Source organism: Streptomyces sp. NPDC100445 (assembly GCF_044759735.1).
Lineage (GTDB): Bacteria > Actinomycetota > Actinomycetes > Streptomycetales > Streptomycetaceae > Streptomyces.
In genome coordinates this window covers 275,458-294,319 of record NZ_JBIVZV010000004.1, presented here as the reverse complement: position 1 = coordinate 294,319, position 18,862 = coordinate 275,458, and the positions used below count along the sequence as shown (strand labels likewise).

15 protein-coding genes and 1 pseudogene are annotated in these 18,862 nt (G+C 72.6%); 4 read left to right on the top strand and 12 right to left on the bottom strand.

Annotated elements, in window-relative coordinates; translation table 11 throughout:
• Positions 1–111: 111 nt before the first annotated feature.
• On the bottom strand, positions 112–627 hold the full coding sequence (locus ACIQVT_RS12925) for a hypothetical protein (protein WP_403751380.1): 516 nt from the start codon (positions 625–627) through the stop codon (positions 112–114).
• A gap of 255 nt (positions 628–882) precedes the next feature.
• Here ACIQVT_RS12925 and ACIQVT_RS12920 point away from each other — a divergent pair, with 255 nt between their 5' ends.
• On the top strand, positions 883–1,992 hold the full coding sequence (locus ACIQVT_RS12920) for an FAD-dependent oxidoreductase (RefSeq protein ID WP_403751378.1): 1,110 nt from the start codon (positions 883–885) through the stop codon (positions 1,990–1,992).
• A gap of 130 nt (positions 1,993–2,122) precedes the next feature.
• Here the strand turns inward: ACIQVT_RS12920 and ACIQVT_RS12915 are convergent, their stop codons facing one another.
• Entirely contained in the window at positions 2,123–2,674 is a 552-nt protein-coding gene (locus tag ACIQVT_RS12915) for a CGNR zinc finger domain-containing protein (RefSeq protein WP_403751376.1), read from the bottom strand.
• Between the two features lie 181 nt (positions 2,675–2,855).
• Between ACIQVT_RS12915 and ACIQVT_RS12910 the strand changes: the two genes are divergently transcribed.
• Entirely contained in the window at positions 2,856–4,058 is a 1,203-nt protein-coding gene (locus ACIQVT_RS12910) for an MFS transporter (RefSeq protein ID WP_403751374.1), read from the top strand.
• Between the two features lie 440 nt (positions 4,059–4,498).
• Here ACIQVT_RS12910 and ACIQVT_RS12905 read toward each other — a convergent pair whose 3' ends face one another.
• From ACIQVT_RS12905 to uppS, 5 genes and pseudogenes are all read right to left on the bottom strand, one after another.
• Positions 4,499–5,980: an alpha/beta hydrolase gene (locus ACIQVT_RS12905; RefSeq protein WP_403751372.1), complete on the bottom strand. Its 1,482-nt coding sequence runs from the start codon at positions 5,978–5,980 to the stop codon at positions 4,499–4,501.
• A 195-nt stretch (positions 5,981–6,175) separates the two neighbouring features.
• Entirely contained in the window at positions 6,176–6,652 is a 477-nt protein-coding gene (locus ACIQVT_RS12900; RefSeq protein WP_403751370.1) for a hypothetical protein, read from the bottom strand.
• Positions 6,653–6,752: 100 nt separating this feature from the next.
• Positions 6,753–7,517, bottom strand: coding sequence for a hypothetical protein (locus tag ACIQVT_RS12895; RefSeq protein ID WP_403751368.1), 765 nt, complete (start codon positions 7,515–7,517; stop codon positions 6,753–6,755).
• 419 nt (positions 7,518–7,936) lie between these two features.
• A pseudogene (locus ACIQVT_RS12890) lies at positions 7,937–9,263 on the bottom strand (oxygenase MpaB family protein); the annotation flags it as partial.
• Positions 9,264–9,334: 71 nt separating this feature from the next.
• A complete protein-coding gene (uppS, locus tag ACIQVT_RS12885; protein WP_403751791.1) occupies positions 9,335–10,024 on the bottom strand; it encodes a polyprenyl diphosphate synthase in 690 nt (229 codons plus the stop codon).
• 326 nt (positions 10,025–10,350) lie between these two features.
• Here uppS and ACIQVT_RS12880 point away from each other — a divergent pair, with 326 nt between their 5' ends.
• A complete protein-coding gene (locus tag ACIQVT_RS12880; protein ID WP_403751366.1) occupies positions 10,351–10,803 on the top strand; it encodes a hypothetical protein in 453 nt (150 codons plus the stop codon).
• A gap of 78 nt (positions 10,804–10,881) precedes the next feature.
• Here ACIQVT_RS12880 and ACIQVT_RS12875 read toward each other — a convergent pair whose 3' ends face one another.
• From ACIQVT_RS12875 to ACIQVT_RS12860, 4 genes are all read right to left on the bottom strand, one after another.
• The gene (locus ACIQVT_RS12875; protein ID WP_403751364.1) at positions 10,882–12,189 is read right to left on the bottom strand and encodes a hypothetical protein; all 1,308 of its coding nucleotides are present in this window, start codon (positions 12,187–12,189) and stop codon (positions 10,882–10,884) included.
• 162 nt (positions 12,190–12,351) lie between these two features.
• On the bottom strand, positions 12,352–13,254 hold the full coding sequence (locus tag ACIQVT_RS12870) for an FG-GAP repeat domain-containing protein (protein WP_403751362.1): 903 nt from the start codon (positions 13,252–13,254) through the stop codon (positions 12,352–12,354).
• A gap of 36 nt (positions 13,255–13,290) precedes the next feature.
• Positions 13,291–15,162, bottom strand: coding sequence for a trypsin-like serine peptidase (locus ACIQVT_RS12865; RefSeq protein WP_403751360.1), 1,872 nt, complete (start codon positions 15,160–15,162; stop codon positions 13,291–13,293).
• A 308-nt stretch (positions 15,163–15,470) separates the two neighbouring features.
• Positions 15,471–15,998 carry a DUF4232 domain-containing protein gene (locus ACIQVT_RS12860; RefSeq protein WP_403751358.1) on the bottom strand — a complete coding sequence of 176 codons (528 nt, stop codon included), beginning with the start codon at positions 15,996–15,998 and terminating at the stop codon, positions 15,471–15,473.
• A gap of 727 nt (positions 15,999–16,725) precedes the next feature.
• Here ACIQVT_RS12860 and ACIQVT_RS12855 point away from each other — a divergent pair.
• Complete coding sequence (locus tag ACIQVT_RS12855) at positions 16,726–17,298, top strand: response regulator transcription factor (protein ID WP_403751356.1); 573 nt, start codon at positions 16,726–16,728, stop codon at positions 17,296–17,298.
• 64 nt (positions 17,299–17,362) lie between these two features.
• On the opposite strand, the gene ACIQVT_RS12850 is transcribed toward ACIQVT_RS12855, so the two are convergent.
• Positions 17,363–18,733, bottom strand: a complete 1,371-nt coding sequence (locus tag ACIQVT_RS12850; RefSeq protein ID WP_403751354.1) for a TrpB-like pyridoxal phosphate-dependent enzyme — start codon at positions 18,731–18,733, stop codon at positions 17,363–17,365.
• Positions 18,734–18,862: the final 129 nt, after the last annotated feature.

Genomic DNA, 18,862 nt, shown 5'->3' with positions numbered 1-18,862 from the left:
GCGACGTCCGTCCGCCCTGTTCGGAGAGCACCGCAGAGTTCCTCGACGTCGACTGGTCCACCTTCACCCGGTGACCGAGGGGCACGCCGTCGGCGGGCGGGTGAGCCGGGATCACGTGGTCCCGGCGCGCCGAAGGATCGTACGCAGGTCCTCCTCGAACCGCGGGCGCCGGACGAGCAGGCGCCGGTATCTGATCGGGAAGGCGAACGTGGACCGGTTCCCGTCACGGTGCTCGATGTCGACCATCACCGCCGTGTCCAGCCGGGGCAGTTGTCCGACCAGCAGCGGGATGACCCAGCCCCAGGTGCGCGAGTCGATCGCGTTGCCGTGGACCAGGGCGGCGCACCGGTTCGTTCCCAGCTTCTTCCGCAGGGCACCGGCGAAGGAGCGGGCGGACCGTGGCCCGTCCCAGTCGACGTGTTCGCTCAGTTCGCCGGAGTCCCGCCGTGCCACGACCGGATCGTCGCCGTCCCGAAGCGTCAGCCACAGCAGCCGAACCCCTCTGCGCCGGGTCCATCCCCGCAGGGCGACGTGCGCGACGGTGTCGAGAACGCGCACGTAATCGGCGCGCACGTGAGCGGGAAGCGAGCCGAGTTCGGCCAGAAGTGCCTCGCCCCGGACAGTCATGTACGCCCCCCCGCACCGTGTGTCACCGACTGGCCGAAGGGTAATGCAGCCGCGCACGGGCGACTCACCGCGCGGACGCGACCCGACACGTCGGTTCCCCCGCCATCTGCTGGCGTGGCCGGATCTGACCTGTGGAACGACGGCGAAAACACGTCCACGGCGAAGAAAATGATGTGTACCGCCTAGCGGAACTGTGCTTTCTTGGCTCGGTGCCGGACCGACCGGTGCCCCGAACGCCTGCCGAGAGACAGCCTCATGCACACCACTGACGCCCCCCGCATCGCCATCGTCGGCGCCGGCCTCGGCGGCCTCGCCTGCGCCCGGATCCTCCAGCTCCACGGCCGGCAGGTCACCGTCTTCGAGCGTGAGGCCTCCACCGGCGCCCGCGACCAGGGCGGCAGCCTCGACATCCATGGCGGGACCGGGCAGACGGCGCTGCGTGCGGCGGGGCTGCTCGACCAGTTCCGTGCCCTGGCCCGCCCGGAGAGCCAGGAATGGCGGGTGCTCGACCCCACCACCGCCGACGCGCTGCCGGTCACGGTGCCCGTCCACGACGACGACAGCCCGGAGATCGACCGCGGTCAGCTGCGTGGCCTGCTCCTGGACTCCCTCACCGAGGGCACCGTCCGCTGGAACCGGGCCGTGACCGGTGTCCAGCCGCTCGAGGACGGCACCGCGCGGCTGCTGTTCGACGACGGCGGCACCGAGGAGGTGGACCTGGTGGTCGGCGCCGACGGCGCCTGGTCGCGCGTCCGCCCGGCCCTGTCGGACGCAACCCCCCGCTACGACGGTGTCACTTTCATCGAGGCCGGCTTCGACGACTGCGCCCAACGCCATCCCCACCTCGCCGGCCTCGTGGGCGAGGGCACCATGCTGGCGAGCGCCGGCAGCAGGGCCCTGCTGGCCCAGCGCGACAGCACGGACCACATCCGGGTCTACATCGCTTTCCACGCCCCGCGGAACTGGCCCGAATCCTCCGGCGTGGCACTCGACGACACGGCGGCCGTCCGCGCACACCTGCTGAAGATGTTCGACGGCTGGCACGAGAGCCTGCTCGACCTGGTACGGCACAACGACGGCGGGTTCGTCGACCGGCCCGTGTTCGTACTGCCCGCCCCGCACACCTGGGAACACGTCCCCGGCGTCACGTTGCTGGGCGACGCCGCGCACCTGATGCCGCCGGTGGGGCTCGGCGCGAACCTCGCCATGCTCGACGGTGCCGACCTGGCCCGCGCACTCATCACCGAGCCGACCGTCGACGACGCCGTACGCGCCTACGAGGGCCTCATGCTGCCCCGCTCGGCCGAGGCCGCCCAGGAGTGCGCCGCGGCTCTCGACCACCTCCTCCCCGCCGAAGAGGCCTGAGCGGGCGCCACGGTCGCCGGTCCGGCCCGTCCCCGGACCGGCCGGCGTCCGCTGGGCACCGCGTCGTACGACTCGGCGGGCGAACGGCAACCCTCCGGCAACGCACGGGGTGGGCCGGGGTGCCGGTCGGTCAGGCCCCGTCGTCCTGGCGGGTCCGGCGACGGTAGGCGGCGGCGTTGACCCTGCTGCCGCAGCCCTGCTTCGAGCACCAGCGCCGGGTGCCTGCCCGGGAGCGGTCGAGGAAGAGGCGGGTGCACGGCTCACCCGCGCAGTGCCGGACGAGCAGCCGGTCCGGTCCGCCGAGGAGGTCGCTGGCCGAGACCGCCAGGGTGGCCAGCACCTCGGGGACGCCGCCGCGGCGTTCCACGCGGCCCAGGTCCTTCAGCGTGAGGCTCACCGGTGGGTGGGCGGCGGCCTGCCGGACACCGGCGACGTCCTGCGGATCGGCTCCCTGCCCCAGGGCCGCGTCGAGTGCCAGCCGGTAGATCGCCTCGCGCAGGGCACGCACCTTCGCCAACTCCGCCCGGCTCACCGCTTCCAGCCGGTCGACCACCCTCGCCTCGGTGGCCCACCGGGCGAAGTCCGCCGGCTCGGCCAGCAGTTCTTCGGGGCGGGTCGTGCGCCAGGACACGGTGGCGGCGAGATCGAGGGCCAGATGATCACTGACGAAGATGAAGCTCACCCCCCGAGTATGGACAGCGGGGACACCGAACGCACATGCCGTCATACCTTCAGGGTATGACGAACGGGGGAGGGGGGCCGGACGCACCGGGCGGCCGAGCCGCGCGATCCCGGTCTGGAGGAATGCGGTGCGGACACGGACGCCCGTGGAAACGGGCAGGCATTCGGGCACGCACCGGTGGGTGCTCCTCCGCTACATGCAGGTCGCCCTGCTGGTCCGACTCGCCTCGGAAGGGGCACGGGTCGCCGTGGTGGTGCTGGCGGTGGACCGCACCCACAGCGCCGGCTTCGGAGGGGCCCTCGTCGCGGCCCTGCTGATTCCCGGCATCGTCGCCGCACCGCCGGCCGGCGCCCTCGCCGACCGGGTCCGGCACCGGCGGTCGCTGCACGCGGGCTGCCTGGCCTTGTACGGGACGGGGTTGAGCGCCGTCGCGACCCTGACCGGACGGGCGCCCGCTCCGGTGGTCCTGGCCGTCGCCGGTGTGGCGGGCTGCTGCTCCCCCCTGCTGACCGGGGGGCTGACCAGCCTGCTGGGGGACCTGCTGCCGCCCGCGGCGCTGGGCCGGGCGTTCAGCCTGGACGCCGTCTCCTACAACCTGGCCGGCATCGCCGGACCGGCTCTCGCCTCCCTCCTCGCCGCCACCACCGGCGCCGCCGGCGCCCTCGCGGTCCTGGGCCTCGGGGCCGTCACAGGCGGTGCCCTCGTCCTCGCCCTGCCCCTGCGGCCGCGCGCCGAACGGAACCCCGCACCGCGCTCCGCCGAGCCGGTGGCCACGGCCGCGCTGCTCGTGCGCCACCCGGCGCTGCGCTCGCTGACGTGGGCCAGTGCCATGGGCCAACTCGGCATCGGCGCCCTGCCGGTGGTCGCCGTACTGTTCGCCGCCCATTACCGGGCGCCCTGGGCGGCAGGTGGGCTGCTGACCGCCATGGCCCTCGGCTCGCTGATCGGTTCCCTCGCCTACGCCTGGCGGCCGTGGGGCACCCGCCGTCCGGAACGCACCGTCGTCACCATGCTGCTGGCGACCGGGCTGCCACTGGCCGCCGTGGCCTGGACCCACAGCGCCACCGCGGCGGCCGGCGGCTTCGTCCTGGCCGGGTGCTGCACCGGCCCGCTCTTCGCCGCACTGCTGGCCGGCCGCGACCGTTACGCCCCCCGGGGCGCCCGCACCCAGGTGTTCACCTTGGGAGCCGGTACGAAGAGCGCCTTCGCCGCGGGCGGGGCGGCCCTCGCGGGTGCCTGGCAGGCTGCCGGACCGGCAGCCCTCGTCCTCGCGGCGGCCTGCTGTCAGGCCGCCGCGGCCGCGCTCGGCGTACTCCTGCTGAGAGGGCACCGGGCCACGAGCGGCCGGCCGGAGCCGGAGCCGGGGACGGGGACGGGGCACTGAGGCGTCGGGACGCTGGGGGATCACCGCTCGACCGGCATCGGACGCGCCCGGCTGCCCCCGGCCGCCGGAGCCCCCGGCACGGACCGCCGGCCGAGCCCCGCGGCGCCGCCCGCGTGTCAGGGGTTCACCTCGCGTGTCACGGGCCCCCGGCGGGGGACGGACGTGCCGTGGCTCCTCCCGGTGCCGCAGGTCCTCGACCACGATCCTTGACGACCGCCGGTTCCCGCCTGACCTGGGGCGCCGACCTGGCCTCGCGCGGTGCCCTTCCCAGAACCGAGGTGGTCTCCGCCGCGGCGTGGCGAGGCAGGAACCCGCGCCGCTCGTGCAGCGCGGCGGTGCCTGGGCGGCCACTGGTCCGTGAACCGGATGACACGTTCGACCCCGCACGCCACGCGCTGTCCGGGCGCGGCGCGGGCTCCCGGTCCGGGGACGGGAGTCGGTCAGCGGCAGTACACGTCGCCGGCCGGCCGTTCCCCCGTGGCCAGGAAGCGGGAGACCGTGGCGTCGCCGCAGGCGTTGCCGTTGGCGAGGTAGGCGTCGTGGCCCGTGGAGTCGACCGTGACCATGACCGCGCGGCGGCCCAACGCCGCGCGGAGCCTGCGGGCACCGGTGAGCGGGGTGGCCACGTCGTGCGCGTTCTGCACCAGCAGCACGTCGGACGGCCCCCGGTCGGTGATCCGTACCGGCGCCTGCCGCGGCGGGTAGGGCCACGCGGCGCACACCATCGCGTTGCGCGGCATGCCCGCGGTCAGCGGGTACGCCTTGCGGCTCACGTCGACGTCCTTCTGGTAGACGGCCGGGTCCTTAGGCCAGGCCACGTCGTTGCACAGTGTCGCGGCGCCCACCGCGGCCACGTTCTGCATCACCTGCTCCGGAGGGCCGGCCGGCGCCGGCGGCAGGGTTCCCTCGCGGGCCTCGGTCATCAACCGGGCGAGGTCGTCGAACCGGTCGGGGTCGTACAGGCTGTCCAGCATGGTCTGGCGCAGCACGCTGCCGTTCAGCTCCGGGGGGTTGGCGCCGGGCCAGGGGATCGGGTCGTGGTCCAGCCGGGTGGCCAGCGCGAGGAACTCCCGGCGTACTCCTTCGGGGGTGTCCGCGATCCGGTAGGGGTAGCCGGGCGCCGAAACCTTCTTCGCGAACTCGGGGAACACGTCCTCCACGCCCTGCTCGTGACCGGCCAGCCAGGCCCTGGAGACGCGGGCGGGATCGGGATCGTCGTTGCTGTCCAGCACGATCCGGTCGGTGCGCCGGGGGAACAACTGGCCGTAGACCGACCCGACATACGTCCCGTACGAGACACCCCACGCGGAGACGCGCCGTTCGCCCAGCGCGGCCCGGATACGGTCGATGTCGTGGGCCTCGTCGACGGTGCCGATGTGCCGCAGCAGTTCACCTCCGTGACGGGCGCAGGCGTCGGCCATGCGCCGGGCGGTGGCCATGTTCGCGGCGACCGAACCGTCCGGGGCCGGCCAGGGCCGCAGTCGGGAGGTGGCCAGGTCGGCTTGGTCGAGACCGCAGTCGACGGCGGTCGAGGGCGCCAGTCCGCGCGGGGCGAACCCGACGAGGTCGTAGGCGTCACGGACGTCCTGCGGGAGCTTCTGCCCCTTGCCGGAAGGGTCGTTCAGGCTGGAGCCACCCGGTCCGCCCGGAATCATCAGCAGCACCCCGCGCCGCGCTCCGGGCTTCTCACTGCGCACCCGGGAGACGGCCAGGTCGATCGTCGGCCCGTTCGGGCGGCTGTGATCCAGCGGGACGGCGAGGGTCGCGCACTCCTGCCGTGAAGCGGGCGCGGCCCCGGGGCACTGCCCCCAGGCGAGGGCCGTCCGCCCGGTGGGCGCGGCGGTCGCCGTCAGCGGTGCGGCGAGGGACAACAGGACGGCGGAGGCGGCGGCGAGCGCGCCGTGACGCTTGATCGAAGTCATGCGGAGAGCCTCGCGGATGCCCGTCCGGGACCCCATCCGGCCAACAGCCCTGCCACTACGGGGGTTTGCCCCCGCATTCCCGCCTGGGCCACCAGGACCGCGCACCGCGCCGAGACCGTCGGCGTCATGGCGGCCACGTCCCTGGCCCGACGGGCCCGCCCCCCGTTTCAGCGGGCCCGTCGGGCGGCTCGAGGGTCAGCCCTGGCTACAGTAGTCGACCCAACGGTGCGACGAGATGTTGTCGTTGACCGACTTGCCGAAGCCGCCGAGGCCCGCCCCGTAGGTGAACTTCCACTGTCCCGAAGGCAGGTTGTTCCAGGAGTCGCCCCGGCTGATGCAGGCGTGCGCCCCGGTGGCCGACACACCCCAGTAGAGGTCGACGGAGTCCAGGGTGACGGCGTAGCCGTTGTTCCAGATGTCGGACGCCTTGTTCCGGCACGGGCCCCAGTTGTCGGAGTTCCCACCCCAGAAGCAGGGGGTGCCCCCGCCGTAGGAATCGGTCCAGGCGTGCAACAGACCGTCGGCCGCGGCGGCGCCGCCCGGGGCGGAACCCGAACGGTGCGTACCCGAAGCGCCGGTCGGGGCGGGCGCGGCCGACGCGGTCGACGGGAGGAGCGCGAGCGCCAGGCCGGTGGCGACGGCTCCGGTGGCGATGAGCTGCTTGACTGACATGGTTCTCCTTGCCGGCGGCTGGTGCCGCCCGTGCGTCGTCGGCCTGGTCGGCCGTTCCGCGGCGGGGCCCGCCACGGAGGTGTGGGGAGGGGCCGGTCGGTCAGCCGCGGGCCACCAGGGCGCGGGCCCGGGGCAGCGCCGCCGCGGTCAGCCGGGCGAGATCGCCGTACGCCCCCGGGTAGCGGTGCCGCAGCCGGGCACCGTAGGCGCGATCGAGGGCCGCGGCGACCCGGGACAGGCCCGTGGACTGCGCGCAGGTCGCCTCGGACACCGCCAGCCGGATCTCCCGCGTCCGGCTGGCGCCGCGCTCGGGGTCGGCGGCGGCGCGGCTCTGCTGGGGGTCGGCGTACGGCAGCCCGGCGGCCTTCATGCACCGCGCCCAGCGGTCCCGGGCGGTGCGGTAACGGGGATCCCGTTGGACCGCCGCCACGCGTTCACCGGCCAGGGAGGCGGTGATCCGGGTGGCGCGGAACCAGGCCGGCAGGTCGCCGTACAGGCGGCGTTCGGCCTCCGCGGTACAGCCCGTGTCGCTGTGGGTGACCTGGACGCCGTTCGGCAGGTCGGCGGTGAGCCCGCGCGGACTCGGGCCGTTCAGCGCGGCGACCAGCGCGGCGCGGCGGGCCGGCGGCAGCGACAGCAGGTAGCGCTGGTTGGGATCGGCCACGGCGGCCCGCCGCAGCGCCGCGAGACGGTCGGCGCCGTACCCGTGCGCCCGGGCCCAGGCGATGTCGTCGACCGCGTACGGGAAGTCGCGGCGGGCTCCGGGTGCGGCGGGCGGTACCACCCAGAACCGGAAGCCGAGGCGGCGCATGCAGTCGCGTTCCAGCACCTGCTCGGCGACGTCGAGGACCTGCTGCGAACCCACCGCCCGGGCGCCCGCCGCCGGCTTCCGGGCCGGGGTTCCGCCGGTGTGTCCTGCACATCCCAGGAACAGTGACGCGACGGTCGCCGCACCTACCGCCCTCGCTACGCCGCGCGACCAGTGCCGCATGCCCCGACTCCCTCCGCACCGTCCTGCCGTCCGGTCATGGGAGGTGTCTAGCCCGGCGGCGTTGTTCGGTGTCGGCGGACCGCCGCCATACAAACAAACACCGAACAACGACCGCCCGGCACCGGGGCGTTGGTGGGGGAGGTCGGAGGGTTGCCGACCATCGACGGGGCGGTGCTGCTCGCGGTCGTCCTCGTACGGCGCGGCCCACTGGGACACCGTCCGCGCGCACGCCCCGCGCTACGGACTGCGCCAGCCGGACGGCCGGCACCACACCCGGTTCGAGGAGGGCGCCGAAAGTCGTTGACGAAGGCGCTGCGGGTGTAGGCGCCGTCGGTGTCACCGGTGTCACCGGTGTCACCGGTGTCGCGGTGGAAGGCGGTGCGGAACAGGGCGCGGTGTTCGTCCGCGTCGATGCGCTGGTCACCGTTCCTGTCGGTGACGTCGAAGAGAACCTCGGCGACCCGGATCAGGGCGGGGCCGGCCAGGGAGGGCACCGCGCCGGCGTACTCGTCGGCACTGACGCGGCCGTCACCGTCGGTGTCGAGGGCCGCCTGGAGTTCGCGCCACCAGTCGGCGTAGGCGTTGTAGAGCCTGGTCTCCTCGGGTTCGTCCAGGTCGAGGCGGCTGGACAGTTCGCGGGCCATGGCGGCGAGGTCGGGCCAGTCCAGGTAACCGTCGCCGGTCTGGTCGAGAACCTCCCGGAAGGACTCCCCGGCGGTGCGCCGCGCCCCGCCCGCCGAGGCGGCCTCCGGCTCCGGGGGGAGCGGAGTGATGAGCCGGATGAGCACTCCGGCGCGCTTCATCCGTTCGCGCAGGGCGGCGATCGTCCTCGCCCGGGCGTCGTCGCTGTCGGGCGACAGCGCGAGGAGGTCGGTGATCCCCTCGCTACGGATCCAGCCGTCGGGCAGGAACCGGGCCAGGCCGGCGGCCAGGTAGGCGCTCTGCATCAGCGTGTGGACACCGGGCATCTCCGGCCCGCCGGCGGAACGGTTCCGGGAGGGAGGCCACGGTGATCGCTCCGATGACCGGGCCCGCGACGGTGCGGCCGACCGCCCACAGCGTGGGAAGCCCGTGCAGCAGGGGAGGAGCGGGCAGGTGGTCGAAGAGCTTGTACAGGATGATCCGCATCGCCTCCGTGTTCTCCAGCTCCTCCGCGACGACCCGGTCGTAGTAGGGCCAGAACGCGTCGAGCGTGGGCGGCAGGTGGCCGGCGTCGTCCCCCATGGCGGCCGGGAACGCCTGGAACTCGGCGTACAACCGCTCCATGGCTCCCTGTTCCAGGGGCTGTCCGCTCAGCCGGCACATGGTGACGGCGCTCTCGAACAGGGTCGCCACCACCCAGGCCCGCACGGCGGGGGTCATCGCGTCGTAGGGCCGGTTGCGGGCGTCGGTGCCGTTCAGGCGTGCGTGCAGGCGGTTGAGCCGTGCCGCCTCCCGTTGCCGCACCTGCTCGTCGGCGCCGAACATGCGCTGCATGCTCAGGAAGGTGTTGCGCAGCCGCCGCCAGGCATGGGCGACGAACGTGGAGTTGTCCAGCAGCGCGGCCCCGATCTGCGGGTGAGCCGCCTCCAGCACGGTCGCCCGGACCATCGCCAACGCCCAACGCGGCTCGTTGAACATCGCGTTGAACTGCGAGCCGGGACCGAAGAGGGGTCCCTCGGCATTCGGGATCCGGCCGGGCTCTGAATCGGTCACGGTCGGTGTTCTCCGTTCTGATCCGTGGGTACGCCGCCGAAACGGCGGTCCCGTCGCCGGTATGCGTGCAGGCACTCGATGAAATGCGGGGCGCGGAAGTCCGGCCACAGCACCGGTGGAAAGACCCATTCGGCGTAGGCGACCTGCCACAGCATGAAATTCGAGATCCGCTGCTCGCCGGAGGTGCGGATGACCAGATCGACGTCAGGGGTGTCGGGAAAGGGAAGATGGGCGGCGAAACTCCGCTCGTCCACCGCGTCGGCCGGTACTCCGCTGCGGATCAGCGATCGCGCGGCCTCGACGATGTCCCGGCGGCCCCCGTGGTCGAAGGCGACGGTCAGCGTCATCCCGCGGTTCCGGCTGGTCAGTGTCGTCAGATCGGCGATGTCTCGGGCCGGGCCCGCGGGGATCCGGGCATCGGTCATGCCGAGGAAGCGGCGCCGGATCTGCCGCGCGTGCAGCAAGGGGGCGTGTTTGCGCACCGCCCGGCGCACCAGCCCCATCAGGAAATCGACCTCGCCGTCCGGCCGGCTCCAGTTCTCCGTGGAGAACGCGTACAGGCTCAACCAGGCCACCCCGGCGGCGTGGGCGGCCTCGATCACGTCGATCACCGTCGTCTCCGCGGCCCGGTGCCCGGACGTCCGGGGCGGTTCCCTCTGCGCCGCCCACCGCCCGTTCCCGTCCATGACACACGCGACATGGCGCGGTACTTCCCGTGGCGCGGCGCCCGTCGGCCCGCGGTGCGCGGCGGCCGGGGACGAAGACGAACCAGAAAGGAATTCGTGAACGCCGAACGAAAGTAATAGAAATACGGAAGACGTTTCTTCTGCTTGCGGGCCGAGCCGATTCCAGACATCGTTTTCCGGGCACGTTTTCCGGGCATGGTCGAGTAATGAACCAGTGGCCCGTTCCGGTCTCTTGTGACGGTGAAGTCCGCGTGAAAGTGTCCTTCTCGTGGCGGGGAAATTCCCCGTCGCCAGAAGGGAACATCCGCATGAGCAGGATGGCATCCATGATTTCCGTTGCCGCGGCGACCGCCGCGCTCACGCTGACGGGAGTGTCCGCGGCGGGAGCCGCCGCTGCCGCCACCGCACCGGATGGTCACCCCGTCGCCGCCCGTGCGCTCGGGGACGCCCGTTTCTCCTCGGGCGCGACGCTCTACCGCAACGGCGCGTGGACCTCCGGCAGCGGACGGACCGTGCTGCGGCTACAGCAGGACGGCAACCTGGTCCTCTACAAGGACGGTCACGCGGCGTGGCAAGGCGTCGGCTCGTGGCCCTCCGGCGCCTCGGCCGTCATGCAGTCCGACGGCAACTTCGTCGTCTACGACGGCTCCGGCCGCCCCCTGTGGGCGACGGGAACGTGGGGTCACCCGGGCGCCTACCTCGCCGTCCAGGACGACGGCAACCTGGTCGTCTACGCCGCGTCCGGCGGTCCGTTGTGGGCCACCAACACCGGCGACTGATCGGTCGGGAGCCCGCTCCTCCAGCCGTGGGTCAGGGAATCGGAGCTTTCCGCGGTCCCCTGACCCACGGACGGACGGCTACCCGTTGCGCGGGTAGACGACCAGGTACGGCACGTTGCCCTCACTGTGCGTGAAGACGCCGACCCCGTCGAAGTCGGCGACCGGTGTCCGCTCATCCCCGGCCAAGGCCTTCGGGGAGCCCGCGGCCAGCGGGAGCTGGACGGGGGCCGTGGTCCCGGTGAGGCTGTTGCCCGTCGTCAGCGAGGTGCCGTAGGCGAGGCCGTCGTCGGTGACGGAGGTAAAGATCAGGGGCTTGCTGTCGCCGGTCTCCTCGAAGCAGTACGCCTTCTTCGACCCGAGGTCGACGGCGAGGTGCTCGGAGACGAGGTAGCGGCCGTTCGGGGACAGCGCGGAGCCGGGGGCTTCCCCCGTCCCGATGGACGGCTTGGCGCACAGCACGGAGGCCTGGACCCGGCCGGTCGCACCGTCGAGCACCGCCCACACGTTGTGGCTGCCGCTGTTCTTCTCCTCCCAGCGGGCGATGAGGTGGGTGCCGCTGCCCGGCCACACCATTCCGGTCGCGGGATCGGCCTCGGCCGGCGCGACACGGTCGTCGTCCCAGGAGCCGGGGATGCCGAAGGCGCCCTCGCCCTCGTTGCGCACCACCGGGTCACGTTCCGTCAGGGCCGCGATCTCGTTGCCGTAGGTGCATGACGAGCACCCCGGCACCTTCAGGGAATCCGTGTCGTACGCCGTGGTCCGGCCGGTGGTCACGTCGAGGGCGACCTCGCGCTTGTCCGTGACGGGTATCAGGAGCCGTTCCCCCGCGCTCGTGACCCGGCCGGTCCCGAAGTCGGTCGCCGGGACCTCGACATGGTGCACGGGCCCGACCGCGTCGCCGGAGCCGTCGGCGGCGTAGACGTCCACGGCGTAGACCTGCTTGGCCTTGGACAGGGCGTCCCCGCCCTTCGCGCCCCGCGACCAGGTCACCAGGTGGTCCTTGCCGCCCACGGTGACGACGACCAGGCCGGGCGTCTCGCCCTCGGAGAGGTCGCGGAACGGCTTGCCGGTCCAGCGGACCCGGCCCGTCGCGGCGTCGCGCACGGTCACCCGGTAGGCGGACCCCGCGCTGGTCATCGTCGCCATCGCACCGGCGTGCGGCAGCACGGCGTACGTACCGACCTGTTTCCCGGAGAGCTGCCAACCCTTCGAAGTGTCATAGCCGGCCGGCACCTCGAGCTTCGGCGAGGGCGCCGACGTCACCTCGTGCACGGGAGGTGTCTTCCCGTGCCCGGAGGAGTTCGTGCCTCCTGATCCGCCGCCGCAGGCCGCGAGCGATCCGATGACGATGGCGGCGGCGGACGCCTTGACGAGTACCGACTTCATGCACTGCCCTTCCTGCTTCCGCAGGGGACAGCTTACGAGCCGAACCGCCTCCCCCCGATGGCATGATCATGATGGCACGCCCCAGCACGACCCCCGACGGCAGTCTCCGTCAGGACGGCGCTGGTTGGGGAGAGCCACCGACGGCCCCCCGTGCCGGCTCGTCTAGAAGAGGGCGCGGTACTGGTTGAATCCGGTTCCGATTGTGACCCGGGGCTTGAAGAACGCGGCCGCTCTGCCCGTCCCCTTGAGCAGCCACAGCTTTCCCTGGGGGTCGCGGGCGAGCAGATCGCTGTGGCCGTCCGCGTCGACGTCGCCCGTGGCCACCAGCTTGTCGTACCGGTTCCAGCCGCTCCCCACCCGCACACGGGACGCGAACGGCTTCCGCGCGTCACCCGTTCCCTTGTACAGCCACAGGACACCCCGCTTGTCGCGGGCGACGACATCCGGCTCGCGGTCGCCCGTCAGGTCGCCCTGGCCGGTGATCTGGCTGTACCGGTCCCAGCCGGTGCCGACCTCGACGCGTGCCGACAGGGAGCCGCCCGCCTTGGTCGGGACGCGCCACAGGACGCCCTGCTTGTCGCGGGCCAGCAGGTCCGGGTGCTTGGCACCGCTCAGGGTGCCGGGGGAGAAGACCGCGTTGTACCGGCCCCAACCGGTGGCCATCTTCTTCACGTGCCCGCCACGCCAGAGGTTCACCGTGCCGTCGTCCATGACGTGGTATTCACCGTCCTGGTAACCGGTCAGATCGGGGTCGATCGAAACGCCGTACTTGAGATGCGGCCAGACGTAGGCGCCCGACCGGTCGTCGAAGCCACCCTTGCCGTCGGGCAGGTAGACGTACATCTGGCCGGACGGCAGCATCCCGGAGAGGAAGAACAACGGCGCCGTCGCGGTCGGCTTGTGCTGCCCGGCCGCGACGCCGGTCCCGGCAACCCTGTCCGCCGGCCCGGCCGGCACAGGGGCATCGGCGCGAGCGGCGCCGGCGCCGACAGCGGTCAGGGCGACGGCGATCGCCGAGGCGACGGCGGACGACAGCGCACGTGCACGCCGCGAGGACTGCGTCATGTGTGACTCCATCAGGTGGTGAAGAGGCGTGCCGGTTCAGCAGCAGGCGGCGTGGACGAGGGTGTCCTCGGTGCCCAGGTGGGCGGCGCGGGTGTCCGTGTACATCGTGGTCTCGCCGTCGGACCAGCGGACGACGAGGTCGTCTGTGCGGCCGTTGCCGGTGAACTCGCCGGTCGTCATGACCGTGTCGTGCGTCCAGAGGGCGTTCTTGTTCAGCAGACGCTGCTCCTTGCCCAGGCCCGACGTGCCGGTGCCGGCGTACTGGTCGAGTTCGCCGTCGGTCCAGCGCACCATGAGGTCCCACCTGGCGTTGCCCGAGTACTCGCCGGCGGTGAGGAGGGTGGCGCTCCGCCAGGTGCTGTTCGCGTCCTTGAGCTTGTGCTCGTGGCCGAAGTTGCCGGCGCCGACGCCGGTGTAGAGGGTGACCTCACCATCGGCCCAGCGGACGATCAGGTCGGTGACGTGCGCGGAGGAGCCGAAGCGGCCCGCCGCGATCTGCGTGGCTTTCTTCCAGGTGGCGTTCGGCTTGATCATCTGCGTGCCGGCCCGGTTCAGGCCCTTGTCGGCGACATCGCCGTACAGCGTCACCTCACCGTCGCTCCAACGCACCAGCAGGTCGAACTGGTCGGAGCCGGCGAAGTCGCCCGCCGTGACGGTCACCGCGTGCTTCCAGGTGTCGTTCTTGCCGAGCAGCCGCCGCTCGCCGGTGAAGCGGCCCTTGCCGTCGCTGTCGTAGAGGGTGACCCCGCCGTCGTCCCGGATCGCGACCATGTCGCTGTGGCCGTTGCCCCGGAAGTCGCCCGACGCCATCAGCTTGACGTGCTTCCAGGCCGCGCCGGCTCCCATGGTGTAGGGCAGGCGCGGCTGCCGGTAGGGGCCGTAGTCGGGGTTTCGGCCCTGCTGGGCGTCGGCGTACAGCTTGAAGAAGCGGTCGCCGTACAGCGGGCTGTAGCTGATCTCGTTGTACCGGTGGTCGGTCTGCGGCACGTCCGGGCCGCCCTGCATGAAGCCGCCCACGTTCCCGGTGATCGTGCCGGTGTTGCCGGAGGCGTCGAGGGCGGAGAACCACGGCCCGCCGGAGACCCCGCCCCACATGCCCGCGCAGTCGATCTGCATCTGGTAGTAGCCGGACAGCGCGGTCGTGGAGACGTGGGGGCAGCGGACCGGTTGGTCCTGCGGGTTGTGCGCGACCTTCGGGTAGCCGACGACGGTCACCTTGTTCGCATAACCCGGCGTGCGGGCCAGGGCGTTGGCGCCGACGACTTCCTGGACCTTCTTGCTGCCGGCGGGCTTCAGGCTCGCGAAGGCGTAGTCCAGGTCGGAGTTCTTGCTCTTGTCCGAGGCGTACCGCTTGTCACGGAACCACTTGTCCACCGCCCAGACCCCGTACGGCTGCTGGGCCGCGCTCTTGGTGTGGTCGTACATGGGCACGAACATCGAGTTCGCGCCGACACAGTGCCCCGCGGTCAGGATCAGGTTGTGGCCACTGCTGCGCACCACACTGGCCGAACAGCGGTGGCCCTTCAGTCCCGCGCTGGTGCTGAAGATCGTGCCGACGGACTTGATGCCCTTGAAGTGCTGGGCGGTCATGCCGGTGACGGAACCCGGCTGCCGGGCCGCCACCGCGGTCTTCGGCGGGGCGGCGCGGCCCGCCGGGTCGGTGGCCGCGGCCATGCGCTCGGGTGTCCAGAAGCGGACGGCGTCCTCGGCCGTCCAGGCGGAGTCGGGGGCCGGCACCGGGGTGGGCTCGGCCGGGGGCGTCGGTGCGGCCCCGGGGCCGTGCGGCTCCGCCGACGCGGCGGGCCGGGGCGGCGCGCTCGGTTCGGTGCCGCCCGGGACGGGGCCCGTGGTGCCCGCCCGGGCCGCCGCGGCGTTGCCCAGGAGGAGCGCCGCGCTCAGCGCCGTCACGGCCCCGGAACGTATTCGTCTGTCTCGCACTTCTTGTCTCTCCTACGGAAGCGGGCCGGACGGCGGTACGGGGACTCGGAGGACGGCGGCAGCCGTGCGACCGGCGAAAAACCGCTGTCGCGGCCCGCGCGCGTGCTCCTGCGCCGACGGCCCGCGCCGCGCTCGTGGCGCGCCCCCGGTGAGTTCCCCCGTGCCGCCGTGCGGCGGCTGTCGGACGACCGTGGTCAGCGGTCGCGGCGGCCATGATCACACAGTCGCCGCACGGCGCACACCACGGTTGTCGTGCTTGTCGTCAACGCGCTTGCCGATCAGCGCAGTTGAGGTGAGGCCAGTTCGATGTCGGTGCCGCACACCTGCGCCCGCACATGACGCCCCTTGGCATCCGTCATCTTCACCAGGGAACCGTCCCGGGTGTGCGGGGGAGTCACCGTGATGCCGGGGTCGTACTCGGCCGAGACCTCGCAGTCGGCGCCCCGGGCGGCCGTCACCTCGTAGAAGAGGGGGAAGTCGACGGTGCGGCCCGGGTCCAGCTCCAGGCGGACCGGTGCGGCCCCCTTCTTCGGCCTGCCGTCGGCCGACGGCCCCTTGCCGACGTACACGTCGATGGCCGGGTAGCCGTCGAAGGCGCAGGCCTTCGTTCCCTTGTTCTCGGCGCTGAGCGTGGCCGCCGGCGCGTTCCGCTGCCCGGAGGGCAGCCGGGTCACCTTCCAGCCGAGCTGGGACGTCCGGCACGCGGCGGGCCGGGCGTCGGACGAGCCGTGATCGCTGCCGCAGGCCGCGGTTCCCAGCAGTACCGTCAGCCCGAGAACGGAGACCGCCAGTGTCCGCCGTGCCATGAGGAACCCCCTGGTGAAGGCACCCCTGCGGGACCCGGTGCCTCCGCTCCTGCCTCACCGCACAGGTAGATGCGGGCAACGCGGGGGAGGTTCCGGCAATTGCCGGTCCGTGCTTCCGCGCACCGGGACGGGGTGCCCGCAGCCGCTCCTTCCGGACCTGTCCGGATCGCTGCGGCAAGGTTTCCGCCAGATTTTGGCCATGTTTCGGACAGAGTGGCGCCCAGGTCCGGGCCTGCCGGCGGTCACCCCGGACGACCGGGACGCGTCGGCCCGCGACACGGTCGCCGTGCCCGGAGCGCCGTCCGCCGCGACGCCGGTGACCGCGATCCCGTCCCGGCATGGGAGTGCGGGTCGCGCGGCCGTGCCCGGACCCGGGGGAGCGGTCCGTCGTCCCGTGCCGGCGGCCCCGCCTCTGCCCACGCCCCGGCGGTCACGCGGGAAACACGCCATGCCTGGAGTCCCCCGGACCGCATCCCGTCCCACCGGTGGTATTCGGCAGCCGGTCGTCTATCCTTCCACCTCGGGGTTCCTGCACCAATGTGAATTCGACCGCGCTATACAGGTGGAGATCCACTTCAGGAAAAGACGGGGGAATCGGGACGTGGAGAACTTAAAGTCGGAACGATCTTCAGAGCCCACTGTCATTCGCGTCCTCATTCTGGACGCGTCGCCGATCACGCGGAGCGGTCTCGGGGCGGTGCTGCGTTGCGCGCCCGGTATCGACGTCGTGGCCGAGGCACGCGACCACCACGAGGCGGTGGCGCTGATGGCGGAGACCAAGCCGCACGTCGTCGTCCACACCGTGGAGAGCCCCACCGGCTCCTCCGCGGCGCTGCGGGAGGCCAAGGACTGGCAGGGCAAGGTGCTGGCACTGGTCAGCGACACCGTCTGCGACTCCGCGGCGATAGGCCTCATCGGCAAGGACGTCGACGGAACACTGCTGCGCAGCGCGCAGGTCGACGACCTGGTGGCCGCGCTGCACATGCTCGTGGCCGGCTACTCCCTCTTCCCGGCGCCCGTCCCCCCGGCCGGGCCGGCCGAGCGCCGGCTGCCGGCGGCCCTCACCCCGTCCCACTTCCCGAGGCCGGCCTGTGCCTCGGCCCCGTACCCGCTCACGCCCCGCGAGTACGACGTGCTGCGCCTGCTCGGCCGGGGCCGCACCAACGCCGAGATCTCCGCGCAACTCACGCTCAGCGAGAGCACCGTGAAGTCCCACGTGCAGAACCTGCTGGCCAAACTGGGGCTGCGCAACCGCGTCGAGGCGGCACTGCACGCGGTCGAGGTGGGGCTGGTCGACTGAGCGCGGTCGCGCCGCGGCCCCCGGGCCGCGCACCCACGGCCGGTGCGCGGTCCGGGGGCCCGTCTCAGACCGGGACCTTCGCCGAAGGCAGCTCGCCGAGGGCCCGTTCGATCTCCGCCTGGTCCGGCTCGTGGTCCGTCAGCGTGTGGGCCAGGTAGGAGTCGTAGGCCGCCATGTCGAAGTTGCCGTGCCCGGAGACGTGCACGAGGATCGCCCGCGCCTCTCCCGCCTCCCGCGCGGCCAGCGCCTCGTCGATCGCCCCACGGACACCGTGCGCGGACTCCGGAGCCATCACGAACCCCTCGTTGCGCGCGAAGAGCACCGCCGCGCTGAAGATGTCGGTCTGCGACACCGAGCGCGCCTGCACGTGGCCGTGCTGCACCAGCGTGCCCATGGTCGGGGAGCTGCCGTGGTGACGCAGACCGCCGGCGTGGATGGGGGCGGGCATGAAGTTGTGGCCGAGGGTGAACATCGGCAGCACCGGGCCGAGCGAGGCGGTGTCCGGGTAGTCGTAGGCGTAGGTGCCCCGGGTCAGGCTGGGGCAGGCACTCGGCTCGACCGCCACGAAGCGGGTACCGGAACGCTTGCCGGTCAGGGTGTCGTACAGGAACGGGTAGGACAGGCCCGCGTAGCCGGAGCCGCCGCCGACGCAGCCCACCACGACATCGGGGTAGTCGTCGGCGATCTCCAGCTGCTTCTTGGCCTCCAGGCCGATCACCGACTGGTGGATCAGCACGTTGTTGGAGATCGAGCCGAGCGCGAAGCGGGTGTCCTCGCGGCTGAGCGCGTCCTGCACCGCCTCGCTGATGGCGATGCCGATCGAGCCCGGGGAGTCCGGCGTCCGGGCCAGCACCTCGCGGCCGGCCTCCGTGAGCGCGCTGGGCGACGGGTGCACCTCGGCGCCCCAGGTCTCCATCAGGATCCGCCGGTAGGGCTTCTGCTGGAAGGAGGAGCGCACCATGTAGACGGTGACCTCCAGGCCGAACAGCGAGCCCGCGAAGGACAGCGCGGAGCCCCACTGCCCGGCCCCCGTCTCGCTGGTCAGCCGGCGCACCCCGTCCTCGGCGGCGTAGTACGCCTGCGCGATGGCGGTGTTGGGCTTGTGGGAGCCCGCGGGGGACACACCCTCGTACTTGAAGTAGATACGGGCCGGGGTGTCCAGCGCGCGCTCCAGCCGCGTCGCCCGGTGCAGCGGGGAGGGCCGCCAGATCTGGTACAGCTCCCGCACCCGGTCCGGGATCTCGATCCAGCGCTCCTCGGAGAACTCCTGCTCGATGACGCCCTGGGGCAGCAGCTGGGCGAGGTCCTCGGGACGCAGCGGCTCCAGCGTCTGCGGGTGCAGGGCGGGCGGCGGGCTCGCCGGCAGGTCGGGAACGATGTTGTACCAGTGGTCCGGAAGGTCTGCGGCGCTGAGGACGACGTGCGTGGTGGCCATGGATTCGCATCCTCACAGGAGGGGGAAGGAGACGCGGCGCGGTGGCGCCGGGAAGCCGGGTTCGGTCCACCGGGGGACCTGGCCCCCCATGCTAGGAATGCTCCTCCTGGCCCGGTACCGGGCGAAATG

Excerpts from the sequence above, each read along its gene's own strand:
- ACIQVT_RS12900 (WP_403751370.1), bottom strand. The coding sequence starts at position 6,652 with ATGTCAGTCAAGCAGCTCATCGCCACCGGAGCCGTCGCCACCGGCCTG.
- ACIQVT_RS12870 (WP_403751362.1), bottom strand. The coding sequence starts at position 13,254 with ATGACGCAGTCCTCGCGGCGTGCACGTGCGCTGTCGTCCGCCGTCGCC.
- ACIQVT_RS12920 (WP_403751378.1), top strand. The coding sequence starts at position 883 with ATGCACACCACTGACGCCCCCCGCATCGCCATCGTCGGCGCCGGCCTC.
- ACIQVT_RS12905 (WP_403751372.1), bottom strand. The coding sequence starts at position 5,980 with ATGACTTCGATCAAGCGTCACGGCGCGCTCGCCGCCGCCTCCGCCGTC.
- uppS (WP_403751791.1), bottom strand. The coding sequence starts at position 10,024 with ATGGACGGGAACGGGCGGTGGGCGGCGCAGAGGGAACCGCCCCGGACG.
- ACIQVT_RS12925 (WP_403751380.1), bottom strand. The coding sequence starts at position 627 with ATGACTGTCCGGGGCGAGGCACTTCTGGCCGAACTCGGCTCGCTTCCC.
- ACIQVT_RS12875 (WP_403751364.1), bottom strand. The coding sequence starts at position 12,189 with ATGAAGTCGGTACTCGTCAAGGCGTCCGCCGCCGCCATCGTCATCGGA.
- ACIQVT_RS12850 (WP_403751354.1), bottom strand. The coding sequence starts at position 18,733 with ATGGCCACCACGCACGTCGTCCTCAGCGCCGCAGACCTTCCGGACCAC.
- ACIQVT_RS12880 (WP_403751366.1), top strand. The coding sequence starts at position 10,351 with ATGATTTCCGTTGCCGCGGCGACCGCCGCGCTCACGCTGACGGGAGTG.
- ACIQVT_RS12860 (WP_403751358.1), bottom strand. The coding sequence starts at position 15,998 with ATGGCACGGCGGACACTGGCGGTCTCCGTTCTCGGGCTGACGGTACTG.